The organism is Flavobacterium fructosi (assembly GCF_042787335.1).
Classification (GTDB): Bacteria; Bacteroidota; Bacteroidia; order Flavobacteriales; family Flavobacteriaceae; genus Flavobacterium; species Flavobacterium fructosi.
Genome location: NZ_JBHZQA010000001.1, coordinates 90,236 through 114,476, shown reverse-complemented (window position 1 = coordinate 114,476; position 24,241 = coordinate 90,236). Strand labels below are relative to the sequence as shown.

The following is a 24,241-nucleotide window of genomic DNA, read 5'->3' as shown; positions in this document are numbered from 1 at the left end:
GATATCAATAATAAAAAAAACATGAAACCTATTATCAAATCATTCTTATTTTCAGCTATGATACTATTCACAGCTGAAAATACTATAGCACAAAACATGTCTGTGAAAATGACTCAAAAAAATGACCCAAAATGGTGGAAAGAAGCCGTTGTATATCAAATATATCCTAGAAGTTTCAAGGATAGTGATGGTGATGGAGTTGGAGATTTAAAGGGAATCATATCTAAATTAGATTATGTTAAAAGCCTAGGAATAGATGCTGTTTGGCTTAATCCTATTTATACGTCTCCAAATGATGATAACGGCTATGACATTAGTAATTATCGTGAAATAATGAAGGATTTTGGAACTATGGAAGATTTTGATCTTTTATTGAAAGAAATGCACAAGCGAGGCATCAAACTTGTTATGGATTTAGTGGTAAATCATAGCAGCGACGAACATGAATGGTTCAAACAATCCAGAAGTTCTAGAGATAATAAATATAGAGATTATTACCATTGGTGGCCAGCCGAAAAAGGCAAACCACCTTATCGTTGGAGCTTTTTTGACGTGAATAGTGATGCTTGGAAATATGATGGGCAAACGAATTCCTATTACCTTCATTATTTTTCACAAAAACAACCCGATTTAAATTGGGAGAACCCAAAAGTCAGATATGAAGTGTATGACATGATGAAATTTTGGTTAGACAAAGGCATTGATGGTTTTAGAATGGATGCATTTCAGTTTGCTTCAAAAGACACAACTTGGCCAGAATTGCCAAAAGGATATGAAAAAAACATCATAAAATACTATGGAGTAGGTCCTCACTTACATGAATATTTACAAGAAATGAATAGAGAAGTATTTAGTAAATATGACATCATGACCGTTGCTGAAGGTGCTGGTAGCTCTCCTGAAGACGCCATGCAATTTGTAGATCCAGACCGAAAAGAATTAAACATGGCGTACCATTTTGAAAGTGTTGATATTGGTAAACATTTAAAAGATTTTGGCCTTGTAAAATATAAAGAAATTTTTTCTCGTTATGATGAAGCCTTTAAAAACAAAGGTTGGCTTTCTATTTTTCTAGCTAATCACGATCAACCCAGAATGGTCAGCAAGTTTGGTAATGATACTCCTGAATTTAGAGAAATTTCATCAAAAATGCTTTCGACTTTTGTGATGACAATGCGAGGAACTCCTTATTATTATTATGGAGATGAATTAGGAATGGACAACATCCGTTTCAATTCAATTGAAGACTATAAAGATGTGGACACCCGTAATAAATACATTGGTCTGAAAAACAAGGGCGGAGATCTTCAAGCTTTTTTAGAACAACAAAAACAAACTTCTAGAGAAAACGGAAGAACACCATTTCAATGGGACACAACTCAAAATGCGGGTTTTACTACTGGAACACCATGGCTGAAGGTAAATCCAAACTACAAAACTGTAAATGCTGAGGCACAAGAAAAAGACCCCAATTCTACATTAAACTATTTTAGAAAATTGGTAAAATTACGCAAACAGGAACCTGCATTTGTTTATGGAAAATACACGTTATTAGACAAGGAAAATCCAAACATATATGCTTACACAAGAGACCTAAATGGTAAAAAATTTCTTGTTTTATTGAATTTTTCTGATAAAGATGCAAATTATAATATTGGTTTTTCAACCCATAAGTCAAAAATTATTTTAGGTAATTATAAAAGTAGGAAAGGTATCAAAGCGAATATATTGCAACCTTATGAGGCGCAAATAATAGAACTAAAATAATGGTCCTACAATATTTAAATAGTAAAAAAAGAATTTAACTATCAATAGATATAAATAATTAAAGCTAAACTGTTTCTTGAAAATCGATTTACAATAATTAAATTGTAAGTTTGTTTTCAGGAAACAGTTTTATTATTTAAAAATTAGGCAATCATGAAAGAAACCACGCTTAAGCAAATTGCCACAGAACTTGGAATTTCTATTACAACAGTTTCAAAGGCGTTAAAAAATTATCCTGATGTTAGTGAATCTACTAAAAAAGCCGTTAAAGATTTAGCGATAGCATTGCACTACACCCCTAATAGCTTTGCCGTTAATCTAAGAACCAAAGAATCTAAAACCATAGGTCTAATACTCCCAACTGTTTTACACGATTTTTTTTCAAATGTGATCGATGGAATTCTTGAAGAAGCAGAAAAAAGAAATTATCTGGTTATTATTTTACAATCTAATGAAAAATATGAACTTGAAAAAAAACAAATTGATTTACTATTAAGTAAAAGAGTTGATGGAATATTACTTTCCTTATCTAATGAAACGGGAGAATTCCATCACCTCAAAACTGTTTTTGAACACAATACTCCCTTAGTACTTTTTGATAAAATTGCAAAAATAATCAACTGTTCAAAAGTTAGCATAAATGATAAAAAAGCGGCTTATGATGCTGTCACTTATCTTATAAAAAAAGGATATAAGAAAATTGCACATTTCAGAGGTTCGTACATGCCTCAAAATTCCATCGATCGTTTTTTAGGTTATAAAAAAGCACTCGAAGACCACGATATCACCTATGATTCATCATTAGTTTTTGTATGCGATAACAACACGGATTTCGAAGATGGATATGAAAATGCCAGAAAAGCAATGGCCGAGCAACCGGAGATTGATGCTGTTTTTGCAGTGACAGATTTGGTTGCAATTGGCGCAATCAAATATTTTAACGAAATGGGTATCAAAATCCCACAACAGATTGCCATTTTCGGCTTTAGTAATTGGTTTATGTCTTCCCTTATTACCCCAAAACTCAGTACCGTTGACCAACCCGGGTTTGAAATCGGAAGAACAGCAGCAGCAATTTTATTTGATGAAATCTATTCAAAAAAAAACAATCTACCAATAGTTTTTCAATCAATTGAATTAGAAACAAGCATAATCGAAAGGCAGTCAACATAAAAACAACAACCTAATCTGCTATTTATTTAATTTAACTAATCATTATTAATTTGTTTATTTTGCTAAAAACATAAAAAATTAGATTAAAATTAATATCTTGGTGACGAATATTTTATGTTGTTATACTACCCATCGACATAAAGTAAGATAAATATGTATAGCATTCACGTAGAATAATTTTGCTAAAAAATATTTTTCTAAACTAAAATAAGTACAAAATAGATTCATGAAAGATATTACCCTTAAAGAAATTGCGACTAAATTGGGAATTTCGATTACCACAGTTTCAAAAGCTTTGAAAAACTATCCAGATGTCAGTGCCAAAACAAAAAAAGCGGTAATTGATCTTGCGCAAACGCTACATTACACACCAAATAGTTTTGCAGTAAATTTAAGAACAAAAGAATCAAAAACAATTGGTTTAATTATTCCTGAAGTAGTACACCATTTTTTTTCGAATGTAGTTAACGCAATTATTGATGAAGCTGAAAAAAACGGTTATCTAGTCATCATCCTGCAATCCAACGAGTCTTTAGAACTAGAGAAAAAACAAGTTGAACTACTTATTAATAAGCGCGTTGATGGCATCATCATGTCCCTTTCAAACGAATCGAATAATGATGACCATATTAAGGAAATAATCAGGAGGAACATTCCTTTTGTTATGTTTGACAAAATCAATAAACTGACGACCTGCTCAAAAGTAATAATTAATGACCAAAAGGCGGCTTTTAATGCGGTCCAACACTTAATAGATACTGGTTGTAAAAGAATCGTTCATATCCGAGGTCCCTTAAACCCTCAAAATTCAATTGACCGATATATTGGCTATAAAAAAGCATTAGAAAAAAATCATATTCCTTTTGATGCTAAATTGGTTTATACTTGCGAAAAAGTTGCTTTTGAAGAAGGGTTCGCTTTTGCCAGACAGATAATAACGGAGCATCCTGACGTGGACGGAATCTTTGCAATTACAGATTTAGTAGCCGTTGGTGTTTTAACTTATTTTAACGATAACGACATTAAAATCCCTGAGCAAGTGGCCATAATCGGTTTCAGTAATTGGTTTATGTCTCAAGTTCTTACACCAAAATTAAGCAGTGTAGAACAACCCAGCCACGAAATGGGAGTTCAATCATTCGCTTTGCTATTGGAAGAAATGATTTGTCATAAAGAAGGTTTACACTATACGCCAAGAACTGTTGAGCTACAAACTTGTAATATAATCAGAGAATCTACGGTTAAACCATAGTCATTATTAATTTATTATAATCAAATACAGATTCACATAATCAGTACCTACTTTTTAGTGCAAAAAATCAATATTCCTTTTCAATCCTTTAAATTTTGCTCTTTTTAAAGGTGAATCTTTAAAAACGATCTTAAAAGTTTCTTCTGTAATTTCTTTCCAGTCTTTTTTGGTCATAGAAAGCAGTTCAGGATTTGGGTTAAATAAAGGTTCGTTATTCGCTTTTGAAAATTTATTCCATGGGCAAACATCTTGACAAACATCACATCCAAAAACCCAATCATCAAACTTTCCTTTCATCTCCTGAGGGATATTTTCTTTAAGTTCAATAGTAAAATAAGAAATACACTTGCTTCCGTCAACAATGTATGGAGCTACTATTGCTTGTGTAGGACAAGCATCTATACATGACGTACAAGTTCCACAATGATCTGTTGTAGCATTATCATATTCTAAATTTAAATCAACAATTAGTTCCGCAATGAAGTAAAAGGACCCTACTTTTTGCGTTAACAAATTACTGTTTTTACCTATCCATCCTAAACCACTTTTCGCAGCCCATGCTTTGTCCAGCACTGGCGCCGAGTCTACAAATGCACGCCCAGAAACATCACCGATAGAGGACTGGATCGCAAAAAGTAATTCTTTCAACTTTTCCTTGATGACAAAATGATAATCGTGCCCGTAAGCATACTTTGAGATTTTATAAGCATCTGTCGCAACGATTTGTGATTGCAATGTATCAGGATAATAATTCAGTAACAGTGAAATCACACTCCTAGCATCATCAACAAGTAACGTGGGGTCTAACCTTTTATCGAAATGATTTTCCATGTATGACATTTCACCATTTCGATTCTTGTTTAACCAATTTTCTAACCTAGGCGCTTCCTGTACTAAAAACTCAGCTTTCGAGATACCACAAGATAGAAAACCAAGGCGCTTTGCTTCGGATTTAATAAATTCTGTATATTTAGATTTATGAATTATAATAAAAAGATTAAGTTGCCACTCTACTTACTAGGACTAATTACTTCTCTTAACTTCTATTTTTATATGTGTTACGTGAACTTCGTTTGAAGCGATATCCTATCTTGCTTTTTGAAAAAAACGCTTTAGCGGATAGCAGGAAATAGCTTCAAAAACTAGAATAAACCTCTTTGAATATTGGTATTTATTTTTCCTAAATGCTTATACGCTTTATCTGTGACTTCCCTTCCTCGTGGTGTTCTCATAATGAAACCTTCTTGTATTAAGAAAGGCTCATAGACTTCCTCAATAGTTTCACTGCTTTCGGATACGGCTGTAGCCAAAGTTGATAAGCCAACCGGCCCACCTTTAAATTTATCAATGATTGTTAACAGTATTTTATTGTCCATTTCATCTAACCCGTGAGCGTCAACATTCAGCGCTTTTAAGGCATAACGAGCAATTTCAATATCAATTGTGCCATTCCCTTTAATTTGAGCAAAATCGCGCACTCTACGTAACAAAGCGTTAGCTATACGCGGAGTTCCCCTACTCCTGCCCGCAATTTCGATAGCCGCCTCCATCGATATTGGCATTTTGAATATACTGGCGCTTCTTTCTACAATGGATGTCAATAATTCAGTTGTATAGTATTGTAGACGGGAAGCAATCCCGAAACGAGCTCGCATAGGAGCCGTTAATAAACCGGATCGAGTTGTTGCTCCAATTAAGGTAAAGGGATTTAGATTAATTTGAACAGTTCTAGCATTCGGTCCCGATTCTATCATTATATCAATCTTAAAATCCTCCATCGCTGAATATAAATATTCCTCAACAATAGGACTTAAACGATGGATTTCATCTATAAACAATACATCTCTTTCTTCAAGATTAGTAAGCAAACCCGCTAAATCTCCCGGTTTGTCTAATACAGGTCCGGAAGTAATTTTAATTCCTACATTTAATTCATTGGCAAGAATATTAGCCAATGTTGTTTTCCCCAAACCCGGAGGACCATGAAAAAGTGTATGGTCAAGCGCTTCATTCCTTTGGTTAGCAGCCTGAACAAAAACTTTTAAGTTTTCTAATATTTGGTCTTGGCCGGCAAAATCATCAAAAGAGAGCGGTCTTAACCTTTTCTCCAGATCAATTTCTTCGGAATTATAACCATTCGTTGTTGGGTCTAAATTTTCATTCATTTAACAAAGATAGCAAAGCAATATTAAAATCTAAATTATAAACACCAAATGCAGAAAAAATTAAAAGAGGCAGTATAAAAAAAGGCGACACAAACAATAAACAATAGAAAAAGCCCATAAAAAAAGCCTCTACTTACGCAGAGGCTTGATCAAATATCTTTAATGATGTAAAACTTCTTCACCTTCTTTCATAGGGACATTTTGAGGTACAAAATCCACATCATGTGCAGGATTACTGTAGTCATAAGGCCAACGGTGTACTTCAGGAATCTCACCAGGCCAGTTACCATGAATATGTTCAACTGGCGCAGTCCATTCTAGAGTAGTAGATTTCCAAGGATTCTGTACTGACTTTTTACCGTAGAAAATACTGCTGAAAAAGTTGTACAAGAACACCAATTGAAAAACACCACCTATTAAAGCGAATGTCGTTATAAGAACGTTTACGTTTTGTAAATCATCAAATAATGGAAAATTAGTATTTGTATAATAACGTCTTGGCAATCCAGCTAAACCTATAAAGTGCATTGGAAAAAACACACCATAAGCACAAATTGCTGACACCCAAAAGTGAACATATCCTAAATTTTTATTAAGCATTCTTCCGTATAATCTAGGGAACCAGTGGTATACCCCAGCAAACATACCGTACAGTGCCGAAATCCCCATTACTAAGTGAAAGTGAGCTACAACAAAATAAGTATCATGCACGTTGATATCTAAAGTACTGTCTCCCAGAATAATTCCTGTCAATCCACCAGTAATAAAAGTAGAAACCATACCAATTGAAAATAACATTGCAGGATTCAATTGCAGGTTACCTTTCCATAGCGTTGTGATCCAGTTAAATGCTTTCACTGCAGAAGGAATGGCAATCAATAAAGTAGTAAAAGTAAATACAGAACCTAAAAACGGATTCATTCCTGAAATAAACATATGGTGACCCCAAACAATTGTCGATAGAAATGCGATAGCCAAAACTGACATAATCATAGCTCTGTAACCAAATATTGGTTTGCGTGAATTTGTCGCCATAACTTCAGAGACAATACCCATTGCCGGTAAAATTACGATATAAACTTCAGGGTGACCTAAGAACCAGAATAAGTGTTCAAACAATACCGGTGAACCACCTTGATAATGCAATACTTCCCCAGCAATATAAATATCAGACAAGAAGAAAGAAGTACCAAAACTTCTATCAAAAATCAATAACAAAGCAGCTGACAACAATACTGGAAATGAAATAACCCCAATAATAGCGGTTACAAAGAAACACCAAATTGTCAATGGCAATCTCGTCATTGTCATTCCTTTCGTTCTCAAATTAATAACTGTAACAATATAATTTAATGATCCCATTAAAGAAGATGCAATAAATATTGCCATAGAAACTAACCAAAGTGTCATTCCCATACCTGAACCTGGAATAGCTTGAGGCAATGCACTTAAAGGAGGATAGATTGTCCATCCCGACGATGCAGGACCCGCTTCAACGAATAAAGAACATAACATAATTACAGCTGACAAAAAGAACAACCAATACGATATCATATTCATGAATCCTGAAGCCATATCTCTGGCGCCAATTTGAAGCGGAATTAATAAGTTACTAAAGGTTCCACTTAGACCGGCGGTCAATACAAAGAAAACCATTATGGTTCCATGTATGGTGACTAATGCTAAATAAATATCATTGGCCATAACTCCGTCAGGAGCAAATTTATCACCTAATAATACATTAAATATTTTGAAAGATTCTTCAGGCCAAGCTAATTGCATTCTAAAAAGCATTGACATCCCCACACCAATAACACCCATGATAATACCAGTAATTAGGTATTGCTTGGAAATCATTTTATGATCGATACTAAATATATATTTAGTAATAAAAGTCTCTTTATGATGGTGTTCGTGTTCTAGATCGTGTCCGTGATCGTGAGCTTCTGCTGACATATACGTTTACTTTAAATTTTCTTAATAATTATTTCATTGCCATTTTAACAACAGCTGCCGCGGTATCCATACCTTTAGTAGAATCCATTCCTTTAACACCATCAACAGGACCTGTTGGAGTTTTCGCTGTTTTTACTTCTTGTACTATTGTAGCTTTATCCTGCAACCACTTTTTATAATCTTCTGGAGTGTCAACGATTATTTTCATTTGCATGTTGTAATGTGAAGCACCGCATATTTTATTACAAAGCAATAAATAATCAAAAGTATAAGGATCCAATGCTGTTTGTCCTTTTGCAACAAGCTCAATACTTTTCTTAGTTCTTATAGCATTAATATTCGCCACTTTTTCTACCATGTAAGGCAATTCTCTATACTCGTCGGTAGTATAGATCGGTGTAAAAGCGAATTCAGTTACCATACCTGGCACACAGTTCATTTGCGCTCTAAAATACGGCATATATGCAGAATGCAATACATCTTGCGAACGCATTTTGAAATGAATTTTTTTGCCTTTTGGTATATGCAACTCATTAATTACAATATCATCTTGTGCATAAGGATCCGATAAATCAACACCTAGTGTATTAACACCTTCTATTAATCTAACATTAGCTTTACCTAACACATTGTCAGGACCAGCGTACCTAGCCGTCCATTTAAATTGTTGCGCATATAATTCAATAACAACTGTATCCTCTTCATCATCGATGAACATAATATTTGTCCACGCATAAAGACCATAAAGAATTAAACCTGCAAGAACAACCGCTGGAATAACACTCCAAAGTGCTTCTAATCTATTGTTATCAGCAAAATACAATGCCTTTTGCCCTTTTTTACCCCTGTATTTAAAAGCAAAATAATGCAATAAAACCTGCGTTATAGCTTGGACTATAAATAAAAGTACCCACGAAATATTCATCAAACTATCCACTAAAGAGCCATGTTCTGAAGCGGGTGTATGAAGAACTAATGGCCCCCATTTAAACAAACCGTATATTGAGAATATATATAGGAATGCTAAGAAACCAAACATTAAATAACCCTGAACATTATTATCATCATCTGAGGCTACTTGTGAATCATCCGAATTTGCTCCCACTTGAGTAAGGTCAAATATTTTCGTCAATTGCCATAAAGCAACGGCTAATAAAACTAAAACTATAATTACCAACAAACTTGTCATCTGTTTACTTATTTTAAATATTAATAATGAAAATGTTTACTCTCTTCTATAAATGGATTTCTTTTTGGTAACAAAGGAGATTTAGTTAATGCTGAGAAAACAACATAAATAAATAATCCAAGGAAGAAAAGAACAGATGCAATTTCTGAAATACCAATGAACCATCTGTCTCCTACTGTTCCAGGCATAATCATATTAAAGAAATCTATATAATGTCCTAATAAAATTACAGTACCAGCCATTACTAAAATCCATGTAATCCTTTTGAAATCAGTATTAACTAATATTAAAATTGGAAAAACAAAATTCATAACTACCGCTCCAAAAAATGGAATATTATACAATTGAATTCTTGTTACGAAATAAGTAATCTCTTCTGGAATATTGGCATACCAAATCAACATGAATTGTGAAAACCATAAATAAGTCCAGAAAACACTGAATCCAAACATGAATTTAGCTAAATCATGAATATGACTTGTATTAACGTATTCTAAATATCCTTTTGACTTCAAATATAAAGATACTAAAGCTATCGTTGTAATCCCACTAACAAAGAAACTGGCAAAAACATACCACCCGAATAGCGTACTAGACCAATGAGGGTCGATTGACATAATCCAATCCCAAGACATTATAGATTCAGTAACTATGAAGAAAACTAGAAATGCCGCTGACATTTTGAAGTTCTTTTTATAGTTAAGATCATCAGAAGCTTGATCTTGAGCCAAACAGTTTTTTGCTGAAAAATAACGATATAAATTCCAACCAATCAAAAAGATTGCTGCTCTAATTATCCAAAAAGGAAAATTCAAATATCCTGATTTATTAGCAATGATTTTATCATGCGCAACAACTTCCGGATCTAACCATATAAATAAACTATTTGAGTGGAAAATATTTAATCCACAAACAACAAGTATTATAAAAAATATAACAGAACCTATTGGTAAATACGCTGTTATTCCTTGCATAACTCTAAATAAAACAGGAGACCAACCTGCTTGTGCAACTTGTTGTATGGCATAAAAAGCCAAAACTCCCATTGATAATAGCATAAAGAAAATACAAGCCACGTATAATGAGGCCCATGGCTTATTTTGCAATTGGTGCAAAACATGTTCGGCATGCGCTTTATGTTCAGCAGCTTCTTTAACTTCATTTATTTTTCCCATTTCAGCGTGAGCTTCTTCTGCAGGAATTGAAACTTCATGTTTTGCCTCACCATGACCACCATGAGTTTCTGAAGCAAGAATTTTTTCAACTTCTTGAATATCTTTTGGTGCAGTTAAAAAACCATATCCAATTCCCAATAGACCAACAGCCATTAAGACAAAAGAAAATGTTTTTAATTTACTTGAAAATGTATACATATCTATTACGATCAGTTTGTTCAACAATTATAATTTAGCTTTCAGATTAATAACATAAGATGATACTAACCAACGTTCATGTGAATTCAATTGGTTCGCATACGCTCCCATTGAATTTAAACCGTAAGTTTGAACATGAAAAACACTTCCTTCAGTTATAATCCTATCCTTATAGCTAGGAACACCAAGAAATTTACCTTGCGTAACTAATTTTCCTTTACCATTACCTTCGACACCATGACAAATAGCACAATAAATATCAAATAATTCTTTAGATTTTTCTACATCTTTTTCAGATATACTATCTAGAGGAGATTTTAAATTTAATTTAGCTAAATCATACCCTGCAGTAGAATTTTCATATTCATAAGGCTCGAAACCTCTATTTATTGTTCCTTCTGGAGGAAGCTGACCTTCCTTACCGTTCTTAAATGCACTAGATTCCTCATAAGTTTCATAACTTACTGGCTCATACATATTAGGCATGTATTGGTAATTAGGTTTCGAATTATTATGGCAAGACGAAACTAAAATAGTAATACAAATTAAAAATGTTATTTTATATAGACTTTTCATATCGACAATTAATTCTTTACAATTACTTTAACTTCTACCGCTCCTGTACTTTCAAAAAAGGAAATCAATTCATCCTCATTATCATTTACAGCAACCTCCATCAAAAAATGATCATCTGTAGTTCTTACATCTGGATTTTCAGCAACTTTAAAAGGCCATAATTTACTTCTCATATAAAAAGTAATAACCATTAAGTGAGCGGCGAAAAATACAGTTTCTTCAAACATAATTGGCACGAAAGCCGGCATGTTATCAATATAACTAAAACTTGGTTTACCACCAATATCTTGAGGCCAATCTTGAATCATTATATAGTTCATCATCCATGTTCCAAATGATAAACCTATTAATCCGTAGATAAAAGCGCAAATGGCTAATCTTGTAGGAGCAAGTCCCATCGCTTTATCCAAACCGTGAACAGGGAATGGGGAAAAAACTTCTTCAATATGATGATGAGCTGCTCTAGTTTTCTTAACCGCATCCATCAAAATATCATCGTCATTATAAATGGCGTATATTACTTTATTACTCATGATGTAAATCTTTATTAGCTTCTCTTTCTCTTTTGTAATTATCTCCAGTCCCTTTTAAAATTGTTTTTACTTCCGCTTGAGCTATCACTGGGAACGTTCTAGAATATAATAAAAACAAAACAAAGAAGAAACCTATTGTTCCAATGAAAATTCCAATATCAACAAACGTCGGCGAAAACATTGTCCATGAAGAAGGTAAATAATCTCTATGCAACGAAGTTACAATAATTACAAACCTTTCAAACCACATCCCAATATTTACAACAATTGAAATAATGAAAGAGAACATGATACTTGTTCTTAATTTTTTGAACCACATAAATTGCGGAGAAAAAACATTGCAAGTCATCATCGACCAATATGCCCACCAGTAAGGTCCGGTTGCTCTGTTCAAGAATGCATATTGCTCATATTCTACTCCTGAATACCAAGCTATGAAAAGCTCCGTAATATAGGCAACCCCAACAATAGAACCCGTAATCATGATTACAATGTTCATTAATTCTATATGCTGAATGGTAATATAAGCTTCAAGATTAGATACTTTTCTCATAATGATAAGCAAAGTGTTTACCATTGCAAATCCAGAGAAAACGGCTCCAGCAACAAAATAAGGAGGAAAAATTGTGGTATGCCATCCTGGAATTACTGAAGTAGCAAAATCCATCGACACGATAGTGTGTACAGAAAGTACAAGTGGAGTTGCTAAACCTGCTAGAACCAAAGAAACTTCTTCAAAACGTTGCCAGTCTTTTGCTCTACCACTCCATCCAAAACTCAATATAGAATATACTCTTTTATTAAAAGGAGTAATCGCTCTATCTCTCAACATCGCAAAATCCGGTAACAAACCAGTCCACCAGAAAACTAATGAAACAGAAAGATAAGTAGAAATTGCAAAAACGTCCCAAAGTAAAGGAGAGTTAAAATTCACCCATAAAGAACCAAATTGGTTCGGAATTGGTAAAACCCAATAGGCTAACCATGGACGTCCCATGTGGATAATTGGAAATAAACCCGCTTGTATTACAGAAAATATGGTCATTGCCTCCGCAGAACGGTTAATTGCCATTCTCCATCTTTGACGGAAAAGCAATAATACGGCTGAAATTAATGTTCCTGCGTGACCGATACCTACCCACCAAACGAAGTTAGTGATATCCCAAGCCCAGCCTACAGTTTTATTTAATCCCCATGTTCCAATACCCGTAGATACAGTATAAATAATACAACCTAATCCCCAAAGGAAGGCTATTAATGCAATTGAAAATACAATCCACCAATGTTTGTTTGCTTTACCTTCAACAGGCGCAGCTACATCTACAGTTACATCGTGATAAGATTTATCACCTATAACTAAGGGTTTTCTAATGGTTGCTTCGTAGTGAGACGACATAATCCTTTATATTGATTCTTAATTAATTATTTTTTGTACTAGGTATTTCTAACTTTAACATGATAAATCACATTTGGTTTTGTTCCAACATGCTCCAATAAATGATACATTCTATCGTCAGCAGCTAATTTAGTTACTTCGGCTTCTTTATCATTTACATCTCCAAATTTCATTGCCCCGGTAGAACAAGCATTTGAACAAGCGGTTTGGAATTCTCCATCTACGATTACTCTTCCTTCTCTTTTTGCATTTAAAATTGTTGCCTGTGTCATTTGAATACACATAGAACATTTTTCCATAACTCCACGAGAACGAACATTAACATCTGGGTTTAATACCATACGTCCTAAATCATCATTCATATGATAATCGAATTCACTGTTTTTGTTATATAAGAACCAGTTAAAACGACGTACTTTATAAGGACAGTTATTAGCACAGTAACGCGTACCAACACATCTGTTATAAGCCATTTGATTTTGACCTTGACGACCATGAGATGTTGCAGCAACTGGACAAACCGTTTCACAAGGTGCGTGATTACAATGCTGACACATTACCGGCTGGAAAGAAACTTGAGGATTATCTCCCGCTTTTTCCATTTCATTAAATGTAGATAATGAACTTGATAAACCAGCAATATTTTCTTTTCTTTCGTTATCTCCTGCAAATGTACTCTCAGAAGAATAATATCTGTCAATACGCAACCAGTGCATATCACGACTTCTTCTAACTTCTGCTTTTCCAACAACTGGAACGTTGTTTTCAGCATGACAAGCAATTACACAAGAACCACATCCGGTACAAGCATTCAAATCAATAGAAAGATTAAAGTGATGTCCTGTAGAACGATCAAATGAATCCCATAAATCTACTGATGTAGCCGCCACTTCTTTGTGATCTAAAGATACCATTGGTTGTTCATTCCAAAATTCAGCATCTTTAGTATTAAATATCTCTAAAGTAGTTTCTTTAATAATATCCCCTCTTCCCATTAATGTTTTTTGACCTTGAACACAAGCAAATTCGTGTTCTCCATCCGCTTTAACTAATGATACAGATTGCACATCATTAAAGCCTTTATATAATGAGTAAGCATTTAAACCTACTTGCATTTCTTCTTTTAGAGCCGCCTTACGTCCATAACCTAAAGCTAAACCTATAGTCCCCACAGCTTGTCCTGGCTGAACAATTACTGGAACATTTTCTAGTTTTACACCATCAACTGTTGTAATAGTAGCGTAACTACCATTCAAACCACCATTTGCAACGATTTCATTTGACAATCCTAATTTCTTAGCATCAGCATTCGAAACAGTAACGTAATTATCCCAAGAAACTCTTGTAATTGGATCCGGTAACTCTTGTAACCATGGGTTATTCGCTTGTTGTCCATCACCCAAACCTGTTTTAGTATACAATACTAATTCAAAAGCCTGTGCCGGTTTTGCCTGAGCCAATGCATTAGCAGCAGCAGAATAATCAGCTGAACCACCAGACACTGATGATGCAACACCAACATAAACACCGTCATGTAACACTTTATTCCAAGTAGAACCTAAAACGATTGTTGAAGCATTCGCTTTTACAAAATCGTAGTAAGAACCCGCAACACCATTCAAAGACAATAAAACTTCTTGAAATTGTTTAGTATTAAATAAAGGACGAATTGTCGGTTGTGTAATACTATAAGAGCCTTTTGTTAAACTCAAATCACCCCAAGACTCTAAATAATGTGGAGCCGGAGCTGCAATTGTGGAAAGTAAAGCAGTCTCATCCTCTTTCAAAGAGAAAGCAACCGATGTTTTTACTTTTTTAAGTGCTTCAACAAATGTTTTACTATCTGCTAAAGTATAAACTGGATTAACGCCACTCATAATTAAAGTATGAACACTTCCCGCCTTCATCTCCTTGATTAACTGAGCAACTTTTTCGTTAGAACCTTTTCTAATTTGTCTGGTACCTGAAATAGTGAACGCCTCACTAGTCAAAACTTGATTGATAGCTAAAACTAATAACTGCGCATTTTTATCTTGAATCCCAGAAACTAAAACTCCTTTAGAACCAGCCGCTTTCAACTGCTGAGCCGCTTTAGTAACTTCAGCCTTAAATTTATCATCTAAACTAACCGCTGCAGACGAACCAGTAATAATATTGTATATAAGCACTAATGCTTGCTTTTGATTAGCACTTGACATTGCAAAACGCTTGTCAGCAGCAGCACCAGATAAAGTCATATTTGATTCTAACTGAAAATGACGAGACATCTTTCCATTTTTAGGAATTCTGCCTTGAGCATAACCTGAATCATATCCACCACCTTGCCAATCTCCAAGAAAATCCGCACCAACCGAAACGATTAGTGAAACTTTTGAAAAATCATAATCAACCAAAGCCCTTTCACCATAAACACTCTCAAAAGCATCCAAAGCTTCAGACGAAGAAACCGCATCGTAAACAACATGCTTAGCATTTGGGTTTTTACCAATAAATTGCGCAATTAATGCCTCTGTCGAAGGACTTGCTAAAGTATTTGTCAGCAACACGACCTGACCGCCTTTTACTTTCGCATCAGCGATACTTGATTTAATTGTAGCATCAACAGCTGACCAAGTTGAATTTTTACCTTTAATTTTTGGTTCTTTCAAACGCATACTATCATACAATGACAATATTGACGCATGAATTCTAGCATTGGCAGAAAATTTTGCCCCCGCAATAGTGTTATTATCTATTTTAATAGGACGCCCTTCACGTGTTTTTACTAATAAATTAGCAAAATCAAAACCATCAAAAACAGAAGTTGCATAATAATCCGCTACCCCCGGAATGATCTGTTCTGGTTGCAACACATAAGGAATTGACTTGTGTACCGGACCTTCACAAGCTGCTAGCGTAGCTGCTGCAGTACTAAACCCAACGTACTTTAAAAAGTCACGACGTGATGTTGATGAAGATGACAAAGCATCATTATTTCCTAAAAATTCATCAGTAGGAATTTCTTCAACAAATTCGTTATTTTTAAGCGCCTCAACAATAGAACTATTTTCGTCTAGTTCTTCAACACTTTTCCAGTATTTTTTGTTTGATGACATATATAAATATTAAAATCTTAATAATTTGATTAATAGTGGCATTTACCACATTCTAAACCTCCCATTTGCGCTGCAGTCAATTTGTCTACACCGTATTTTTTAGAAAGTTCCTCATGAATTTTGGTGTAATATTCATTGCCTTCCATTTTAACTTCCGTTTTTCTGTGACAATTAATACACCAACCCATTGTAAGTGGAGAAAATTGTTTCATCACTTCATAAGTCTGCACAGGCCCATGACAGGTTTGACATTCAATACCAGCTACAGTTACGTGTTGCGAATGATTAAAGTAAACGAAATCTGGCAAATTGTGAATACGAATCCATTTTACAGGTTCGGTTTTTCCAGTATATTTTTGAGTAGATTGATCCCAACCTACTGCTTTATATAATTTTTGAATTTCACCATCATAAAAAGCCTTAGAATGATCTGGAGTTGCAGTTGTATCAGAAACCTCTGCAATGTTTTTATGACAATTCATACAAACATTTAAGGAAGGTATTCCCGAATGCTTACTAACTCTAGCAGAAGAGTGACAATACTTACAACTTATTCCGTTGCTGCCAGCATGTATTCTGTGAGAATAATGAATTGGCTGTATTGGCTCGTAATCTTGATCAACCCCAACCTGCATCAAGAAACCATATACCAGATATGCTCCTGTCAACAGTAAAAATATTGAAGACACCAAAACTAAAAATTGATTTTTCGCGAATGCTCTCCAAATTGGCATAGTAGGCTCTTTTGGAGCAACCACTATTCCATTTGCTTTTGCTACTTTCGACAATACTTTATTCACTAAGAACAACATCACAACTAACATAGCCATAACTAATCCTAATGCACCAAGAATGACATTGTTTGAAATAGCATTTTCTGGAGCAGCAGTTCCCGGAACTCCAGCAGTTCCAGTAGGCGGAGCAGTAGCTTCCACTTTTGGCTCTGAAGTATAAGCAATAATATTATCAATGTCAGCTGTTGATAATTGAGGAAAAGCGGTCATAACCGACTTGTTATTTTCTTCATACACTTTTACAGCAGCAGCATCCCCTGACTTTATCAGTTCAGAGCTATTGTGAATCCACTTGTAAAGCCATGCCATTTCATGCTTTGCAGATATACCTCTCAACATAGGTCCTGTTGCTTTAGCATCCAATTTATGACATGCTGCGCAATTTGCATTAAAAAGTTCTTTTCCCTTTACAGGGTCACCACCTGACGCAGCAACAGCATCTGCTGGAACTGGTGTTGCTGCTTCCGGAGCCGCAACTTGTGCAATTGATGTTAAGGAGAAAACTAAAGTAAGCCCTAAGCTTAAATATAATTTTCTTGTGATCGAATTATGGTTACCCACCTTTTTCATATAGTATAATGATTATCTACTAAAATTGGTACGGTTTTTTCTATTAATACTTTTAGAAAAAACTAATACATTCTTTAAAACTTGCACAAAAATACGACTTAAGAACTATTCACAAAACCTTAAAATAGTCTTAAATTCAATTTATATTAATTCTAAATAATATTTAATATTATGTTTCATTCTATAAATACTATTTTTGCATAAAAACAATCACATTATGAGAATTTTAGCTCCCAAACAAGTTATTTTTTACACTCTAAGTTTAATAATTACTTCATCCTGCATATATGCTCAAGACGCAAAACTTAGACTGAGTCAAGACCCTAAATTTGAGCAATTGTTAAACGAAAAGCGAAAATTAAATGTTTCAACCTCTGTAAATGACCGTTATAAAATTCAAATTTCTAGCGGGGACAGCGAAAATGCAAAAAAGATATTGCGGACCTTCAAGCAAGAATTTACTGATATAGACGGAACAATAGTATTTAACACCCCTAATTATAAAGTTTGGGTTGGTAATTTTAAAACCCGCATTGATGCGGAACGAAATTTAATCGATATTAGAAAAAAATACAAAAATGTACTTCTGATAAAACCAAGCAAATAATATCGGAATACTATTTAGTATAGAAAAGCACTTATAATTCTTTCAAAGAAAAGCAACCCAAATAAAGCTGTTTTATTTTTGATCTTTGAACATATTTAAGGGTGAAAAATCAGAGACATTTGCGCAGTATTCCCGACGAATACATAGGAGATCGGGGACTTTTCAGCAGCCTCCAATTATGAGTTGATTTTTTTGTTTGAGTAAAGTAGTCGCCCATCGTTGTAGGCGCAAAGTCAGAGACATTTGCGCAGCCTATATAACAACTTTTCTTCTTCGAAGAGCTGGACAAATGAGACTTATCCTGCAACTCGAAGAAGACGACAAACAAACCATCTTTAAACTCATTGATAAGATGCTCACCAATAAAAAAATTAAAGACTTTTTTGCTAAAAATGTAGCGACATTATAAAATAAGAAAACCTCGCAAAATTGCGAGGTTTTTTATTGACTTGACTTGTTTTATTTGCTCAACTTTGCGGGCACAGATTACAAATCTGCGCTATCGTTGCCGAGATATACGAACCATCAGGGTTTATCATCTTTAAGCTTAATAACGAAATCTTGATATACAACTGTACCTTTTACAATTTTACCATTAGATAGTTTTCTCTTATACGAGTTGTTTTTAAATTCGATAGTACTATTTTGAGAAGTATAATCTTCTTCATATTCCATCCTATATTTACCATTTAATTGTGACTGTTGTTGAATTAAAAAGGACGACAAAATTGATATAAAAATTAATAATTTCATTTCTTATATTTTATTAAATGATTTTTAAAATTTCACTTACAATGCCATAAATACCTATTAACTTAAAAGTATTCCGCTTAAAAAAAGTTTTAGTTCAGCAGGAAAAAACCCAGCATTTGCTAGGTTTTTTATGACTATTTGTGTTTATAGGTACGGTTGTAAAACCGCACAACCAGAAGTGCATTAGCCACCATTTGTTTTTTGAAAAAGATAAATAATAAATGAAATTATTATAATAACTACAATTCCTATTAATCTGTAGGAAAAAGAATTGTCATATAAATCATAAATATTTTTAACCTTTTTTATTGGATCATTTTTAATACTTATTACTGTAAGTATTAAAAATGCCATTAAAATTAAAATTGTTATTATCATTATTTTTTATTTAGTTTATCCATCCCTTTTCCCACTTCGTTAACACCGTTTTCAAACATAATTTTTTTAACACTATCGTCTCCAGAAACCCCTTTTAATACTTATTTAAAAAAAATGAACCTGTCTGAATAGCAGCGTTTTTAAGATCAAATTTACCTTCAACAGCATCATTAAGTATTGCTCCACCAGCTCCAATAGCAGACATCGTGCCTCCAACTGTTGCCAATCCTGCTGCTACTGGTTCCGCTCCACTCAACGCTGCAACACCTGCGCCCTTTGTCCTTGCATCACCTCCTTTTTGTAATGCTCCTGGTCCAAAATCTCCAATAGCGTCTATTACCCCTTTGTTTTCGCCAATATAAGTTCCTCCTTTTGTAGTGTAACTCGTATCGTCTAGATTCAATGGTTTTCCTCCATTTACTAAATAAGTCCCGTCTTTTTGAAAATTAACTACTTCACCAGTCTTTTCAGACCTTCCTGTTCCTGCTTCAAAAACTTGTTTTACATTGGAGTATTTTGCTTCTGCTTGTGCTTTTGTCTTTACATTAGAATGGTATATAATTTGTTGCTGTCCGTTTTTACCAGTAAAATTAATCCAGTCATCAGGAGCACGTCCATCAGGGTTATTTCCTTATTTTGAAAATATTTTGATTAAATAAGATATTAACCCTATTAAAACACCAAATAGAACAACTCCTAAAAATACTTTGAACATAATTTCTAAATTATCATAGATAATTCCGATTACGGCAAATGCTATCACACCAATTATTATATAAATAAATTCAGGGTTTTTATCTATAAAGAGTTTAATTTTTTTCATTTATTGTTTCTTTTTCTTTTCTTCTAATTTTGCAGCAGCAGTTGATGCAGCTCCAGATGAAACAGCAGCTGATGCAGTTGCTCTTATTCCTGCGTAAGTTTCCAGTTTCTTTATTGCTCCTTTTACGTCTGCTTTATTTTTAGGTATAAGATTAGATTTACCTCTAGCTATATTTTTTTCTGCATTAACTGCCGCTGCCATTCTTTTACCTGTTGATGAGTTTAACACTTTTTTCTCAACCATTCCACCGACGCCTGTCGCAATTCCTCCTGCTGCAACATCAATAGCAGTATCTTTTAAAGTAACTTTTCCGTTTTTAATACCTTGACTTGCTACACTTATTCCTGTATCTGTTGCCATTCCAATGCCAATTTTAGCAATAGTACCTGCATTTTTAACTTGTTTTAATGATGATATACCTCCACTCAAAGCTCCTGCTCCTGCTGAAACAGCAATAGAGGTTAAACTTACATTAGTCCAAGCATCAGAACCAGATTTCCCTTCAGCATAATTAACAGCAACTTGTAGACCATAATCTACACCAGCGCCTATTATCGCTCCCCATATACAAGAGGGACATCTACCATCAGGATCATCAAAAGAAACAGGATTATTGTAGCCGTATCCGTATGGATTTAAATTATCTGTATTATAAATTGCTCCACCAAGTTCAAGGTCATTGATGATAGACATATAAACTTCCTGTTGGTCGTCTTCATCAACTTTGCTATTATCGTTAGCAAATTTAAGGTCGTTAAATAAAGGATCTATTTGAGACCAACGTCCAATGTCTGGCATATAATTACGCCATCCATAATCATACATGTTAAGCCCCAACTCGTCTTGGTATTCTTTCCCGTTGTACTTATACTTCTAATTCTAGCTAAAATAAAAAAAATCCCGATTTCTCGGGATTTTAATTTTTAAAATATTAAAATTTTATTTTAATTTCTTTTTAACTGCTACTTCATGGTAAGATTCAATAACATCTCTTTCTTCAATGTCGTTATAACCTTTTACTTGAATACCACAATCGTATCCTTTAGCAACATCTCTAACATCATCTTTAAATCGTTTCAACGCTAATAACTCCCCAGTAAATACAACAACACCATCTCTGATAATTCTCATTTTGGCGTTTTTAACAATTTTACCGTCCATAACCATACTACCAGCAATAGAACCAACTTTAGAAATTTTGAATATTTCTCTAATTTCAGCTGTACCCAGAATTTCTTCTTTCATCTCTGGCGCAAGCATTCCTTCCATTGCATCTTTCAAGTCATCGATAGCGGCATAGATAATAGAATAATAACGAATATCAATTTCTTCTTTGTCTGCTAATTGTCTTGCATTTCCAGCAGGACGAACATTAAATCCGATAATGATCGCATCAGAAGCAGAGGCCAACATAACGTCAGTTTCTGTAATTGCCCCAACACCTTTATGGATAATATTGATTTGAATTTCTTCAGTAGATAATTTAGAGAACGAATCTGACAAGGCTTCAACAGAACCATCAACATCTCCTTTAAGGATGATGTTCAATTCTTTGAATTGACCCAATGCAATTCTACGTCCAATTTCGTCTAAGGTGATATGTCTTTGTGTACGTACGGACTGCTCACGCATTAATTGAGAACGTTTAGATGCAATTTGTTTTGCTTCTTTTTCGTCTTCAAAGATATTAAATTTATCACCTGCAGTTGCTGCACCATCTAAACCAAGAACAGAAACCGGAGTCGACGGACCCGCAACAGAAACGATATTTCCTCTCTCATCATGCATGGCTTTAATCTTACCATGATGTTTCCCAGCCAACATATAATCTCCAATTCTCAAAGTTCCATGCTGTACTAATATGGTAGAAACATATCCTTTTCCTTTATCTAAGAAAGCTTCAACAACAGTACCAGAAGCTGCTTTATTAGGATTAGATTTTAAATCTAAAAGTTCTGCCTCTAACAATACTTTTTCCAACAATTCTTTGACACCTGTTCCTACTTTTGCAGAGATATCATGGGACTGAATCTTTCCTCCCCAATCTTCAACAAGTAAGTTCATTCCTGCTAATTTTTCCTTGATTTTCTCAGGATTAGAATTTGGCTTATCTACTTTATTTATCGCAAAAATAATTGGCACACCTGCTGCTTGAGCATGGCTGATCGCTTCTTTTGTTTGTGGCATGATGTCATCATCAGCTGCAATTACAATAATAGCGATATCTGTAACTTGAGCACCACGCGCACGCATCGCTGTAAACGCTTCGTGACCTGGTGTATCTAAAAATGCAATTTTTTGTCCGTTATCTAATGTTACTCCGTAGGCACCAATATGTTGTGTAATTCCTCCAGATTCACCAGCAATAACATTCTCTTTACGAATATAATCCAGCAAAGATGTTTTACCGTGATCGACGTGACCCATTACAGTAACGATAGGTGCTCTAAAGACTAAGTCTTCTTCTTTATCAGCAACTACTTGAATTGCTTCTTCGATATCAACAGTTATAAATTCAACTTCGTAGCCAAATTCATCAGCTACAATAGTCAATGTTTCTGCATCAAGACGTTGGTTCATGGTAACCATGATTCCAAGCGACATACAAGTTCCAATAACTTTGGTAATTGGCACATCCATCATGATTGCAATTTCACCTACTGTAACAAACTCGGTAACTTTAATCGTTTTACTTCCTTCGTCAATAGCTCTTTGCTCATCATCTGATTTCTGACGGTGCGTATCTCTTTTGTCTCTTCTATATTTAGCCGCCTTAGATTTACCACCTTTTCCTTGTAGTTTTTCTAAAGTCTCTCTAATCTGATTTTTAACTTCCTCCTCTGTAGGCTCCACTTTTGCAACAATTGCAGGTCTGTTTCCTTTTACAAAACCAGGTCTTGCGCTTCTGTTTGCATTGAAACCTCCACCACCTACATTAGGTGTAATCTTGTTAGGATTTGGAGCACCGGGAACTCCCGGTGTTGCAGGCGGTCTTGGAGCACCTGGTTTAGGAGCAATCCTTTTACGCTTGTTTTTATTTGCATTAGCTGCAGCCGAACCTGGAGCACCCGGTTTATTCGGAGTGATTTTTGGTTCTTCTTTTTTCTTTTTGGGTTTATTGAATTGAGACAAATCAATTATTTGACCCGTCAATGTAGTCCCAGAAAGTTTTTGATATTGCGTTGTAATGGTTTCATCAACTGGCGCTTCATCCACTTTTTCAACTTTTACAGGTTCCGAAACAACCTCTTTCACGGGTTCTTTCTTCACTTCTTTTATTCCAATAATAGGCTTAACTTCTTTTTTGTCTGAAACAGGTTTTTCTTGCAACGGTTCTTTTGGAGCAGGTGCTTTTTCAACAGCCTCCTTTACAACAGGCTTTTCTTCTGTAACTTTTACAACAGGAACTTCAATCTTCTCTACGGCTTTCGGAGTTGGTACCGTAACAGGTTTTTTTGGATTAAGATCGATTTTACCAACTTGCACAGGTCCACTTATAACCGCTCTCGCTTTTATAACCTCTTGTTGTTTCAATCGCTCTTCATCCAGCTTACGCTTGTCCTCGATTTCTTTCTCTCGCTCCACACGTAAAGCTTCCTTTTCTTTTCTTTTCTCTTCCCCTACTTCTTTCGAAGCCTCTTTATTCCCTTTGTCACCAGCAAACTGACCGCACAAGACATTGTATACATCATCAGAAATTTTTGTGTTTGGATTTGCTTCTATGGCAATCCCTTTATCTTTTAGATAATCCACAGCTCTTTCTAAAGAAATATTCAACTCCCTTAAAACTTTGTTTATTCTAATAATTCTCTCTTCAGACATAAAACCTTTTTATTATTAC

The 24,241-nt window shown here is 34.5% G+C and carries 17 protein-coding genes and 1 pseudogene; 4 read left to right on the top strand and 14 right to left on the bottom strand.

What is annotated here, in order from left to right; all coding sequences use genetic code 11:
* The first annotated feature begins 21 nt into the window (after positions 1–21).
* From ACFX5D_RS00525 to ACFX5D_RS00515, 3 genes are all read left to right on the top strand, one after another.
* Positions 22–1,767 (top strand): glycoside hydrolase family 13 protein, encoded by a 1,746-nt coding sequence (locus ACFX5D_RS00525; RefSeq protein WP_379856331.1) that lies wholly within the window; start codon positions 22–24, stop codon positions 1,765–1,767.
* A gap of 153 nt (positions 1,768–1,920) precedes the next feature.
* Positions 1,921–2,940, top strand: a complete 1,020-nt coding sequence (locus tag ACFX5D_RS00520) for a LacI family DNA-binding transcriptional regulator (RefSeq protein WP_379856330.1) — start codon at positions 1,921–1,923, stop codon at positions 2,938–2,940.
* Positions 2,941–3,166: 226 nt separating this feature from the next.
* Complete coding sequence (locus ACFX5D_RS00515; protein ID WP_379856329.1) at positions 3,167–4,192, top strand: LacI family DNA-binding transcriptional regulator; 1,026 nt, start codon at positions 3,167–3,169, stop codon at positions 4,190–4,192.
* 54 nt (positions 4,193–4,246) lie between these two features.
* Here the strand turns inward: ACFX5D_RS00515 and queG are convergent, their stop codons facing one another.
* The 10 genes from queG to ACFX5D_RS00465 form a co-directional block, all read right to left on the bottom strand.
* Positions 4,247–5,182, bottom strand: coding sequence for a tRNA epoxyqueuosine(34) reductase QueG (gene queG / locus ACFX5D_RS00510; protein ID WP_379856751.1), 936 nt, complete (start codon positions 5,180–5,182; stop codon positions 4,247–4,249).
* 152 nt (positions 5,183–5,334) lie between these two features.
* Positions 5,335–6,357: a Holliday junction branch migration DNA helicase RuvB gene (ruvB, locus tag ACFX5D_RS00505; RefSeq protein ID WP_379856328.1), complete on the bottom strand. Its 1,023-nt coding sequence runs from the start codon at positions 6,355–6,357 to the stop codon at positions 5,335–5,337.
* 159 nt (positions 6,358–6,516) lie between these two features.
* Entirely contained in the window at positions 6,517–8,313 is a 1,797-nt protein-coding gene (locus ACFX5D_RS00500) for a cytochrome c oxidase subunit I (protein WP_379856327.1), read from the bottom strand.
* Positions 8,314–8,341: 28 nt separating this feature from the next.
* Positions 8,342–9,502, bottom strand: a complete 1,161-nt coding sequence (locus ACFX5D_RS00495) for a cytochrome c oxidase subunit II (RefSeq protein WP_379856326.1) — start codon at positions 9,500–9,502, stop codon at positions 8,342–8,344.
* 20 nt (positions 9,503–9,522) lie between these two features.
* Positions 9,523–10,875: a quinol:cytochrome C oxidoreductase gene (locus ACFX5D_RS00490; protein WP_379856325.1), complete on the bottom strand. Its 1,353-nt coding sequence runs from the start codon at positions 10,873–10,875 to the stop codon at positions 9,523–9,525.
* Positions 10,876–10,902: 27 nt separating this feature from the next.
* Positions 10,903–11,451, bottom strand: a complete 549-nt coding sequence (locus tag ACFX5D_RS00485) for a c-type cytochrome (RefSeq protein ID WP_379856324.1) — start codon at positions 11,449–11,451, stop codon at positions 10,903–10,905.
* A gap of 8 nt (positions 11,452–11,459) precedes the next feature.
* Positions 11,460–11,984, bottom strand: a complete 525-nt coding sequence (locus tag ACFX5D_RS00480) for a DUF3341 domain-containing protein (RefSeq protein ID WP_379856323.1) — start codon at positions 11,982–11,984, stop codon at positions 11,460–11,462.
* Positions 11,977–13,380, bottom strand: a complete 1,404-nt coding sequence (nrfD, locus tag ACFX5D_RS00475; protein ID WP_073204459.1) for an NrfD/PsrC family molybdoenzyme membrane anchor subunit — start codon at positions 13,378–13,380, stop codon at positions 11,977–11,979. Before nrfD ends, ACFX5D_RS00480 begins: the two co-directional genes overlap by 8 nt.
* Before the next feature lie 38 nt (positions 13,381–13,418).
* Positions 13,419–16,475, bottom strand: coding sequence for a TAT-variant-translocated molybdopterin oxidoreductase (locus ACFX5D_RS00470; protein ID WP_379856322.1), 3,057 nt, complete (start codon positions 16,473–16,475; stop codon positions 13,419–13,421).
* Between the two features lie 29 nt (positions 16,476–16,504).
* Positions 16,505–17,839 (bottom strand): c-type cytochrome, encoded by a 1,335-nt coding sequence (locus ACFX5D_RS00465; protein WP_379856321.1) that lies wholly within the window; start codon positions 17,837–17,839, stop codon positions 16,505–16,507.
* 217 nt (positions 17,840–18,056) lie between these two features.
* Here ACFX5D_RS00465 and ACFX5D_RS00460 point away from each other — a divergent pair, with 217 nt between their 5' ends.
* On the top strand, positions 18,057–18,446 hold the full coding sequence (locus tag ACFX5D_RS00460) for an SPOR domain-containing protein (protein WP_379856320.1): 390 nt from the start codon (positions 18,057–18,059) through the stop codon (positions 18,444–18,446).
* 1,225 nt (positions 18,447–19,671) lie between these two features.
* Here ACFX5D_RS00460 and ACFX5D_RS00455 read toward each other — a convergent pair.
* From ACFX5D_RS00455 to infB, 4 genes and pseudogenes are all read right to left on the bottom strand, one after another.
* The gene (locus tag ACFX5D_RS00455) at positions 19,672–19,980 is read right to left on the bottom strand and encodes a hypothetical protein (RefSeq protein ID WP_379856318.1); all 309 of its coding nucleotides are present in this window, start codon (positions 19,978–19,980) and stop codon (positions 19,672–19,674) included.
* A gap of 228 nt (positions 19,981–20,208) precedes the next feature.
* A complete protein-coding gene (locus tag ACFX5D_RS00450; RefSeq protein WP_379856317.1) occupies positions 20,209–20,400 on the bottom strand; it encodes a hypothetical protein in 192 nt (63 codons plus the stop codon).
* A pseudogene (locus tag ACFX5D_RS00445) lies at positions 20,401–21,258 on the bottom strand (RHS repeat domain-containing protein); the annotation flags it as partial.
* Positions 21,259–21,339: 81 nt separating this feature from the next.
* Entirely contained in the window at positions 21,340–24,222 is a 2,883-nt protein-coding gene (infB, locus tag ACFX5D_RS00440; protein WP_379856316.1) for a translation initiation factor IF-2, read from the bottom strand.
* Positions 24,223–24,241 lie beyond the last annotated feature (19 nt).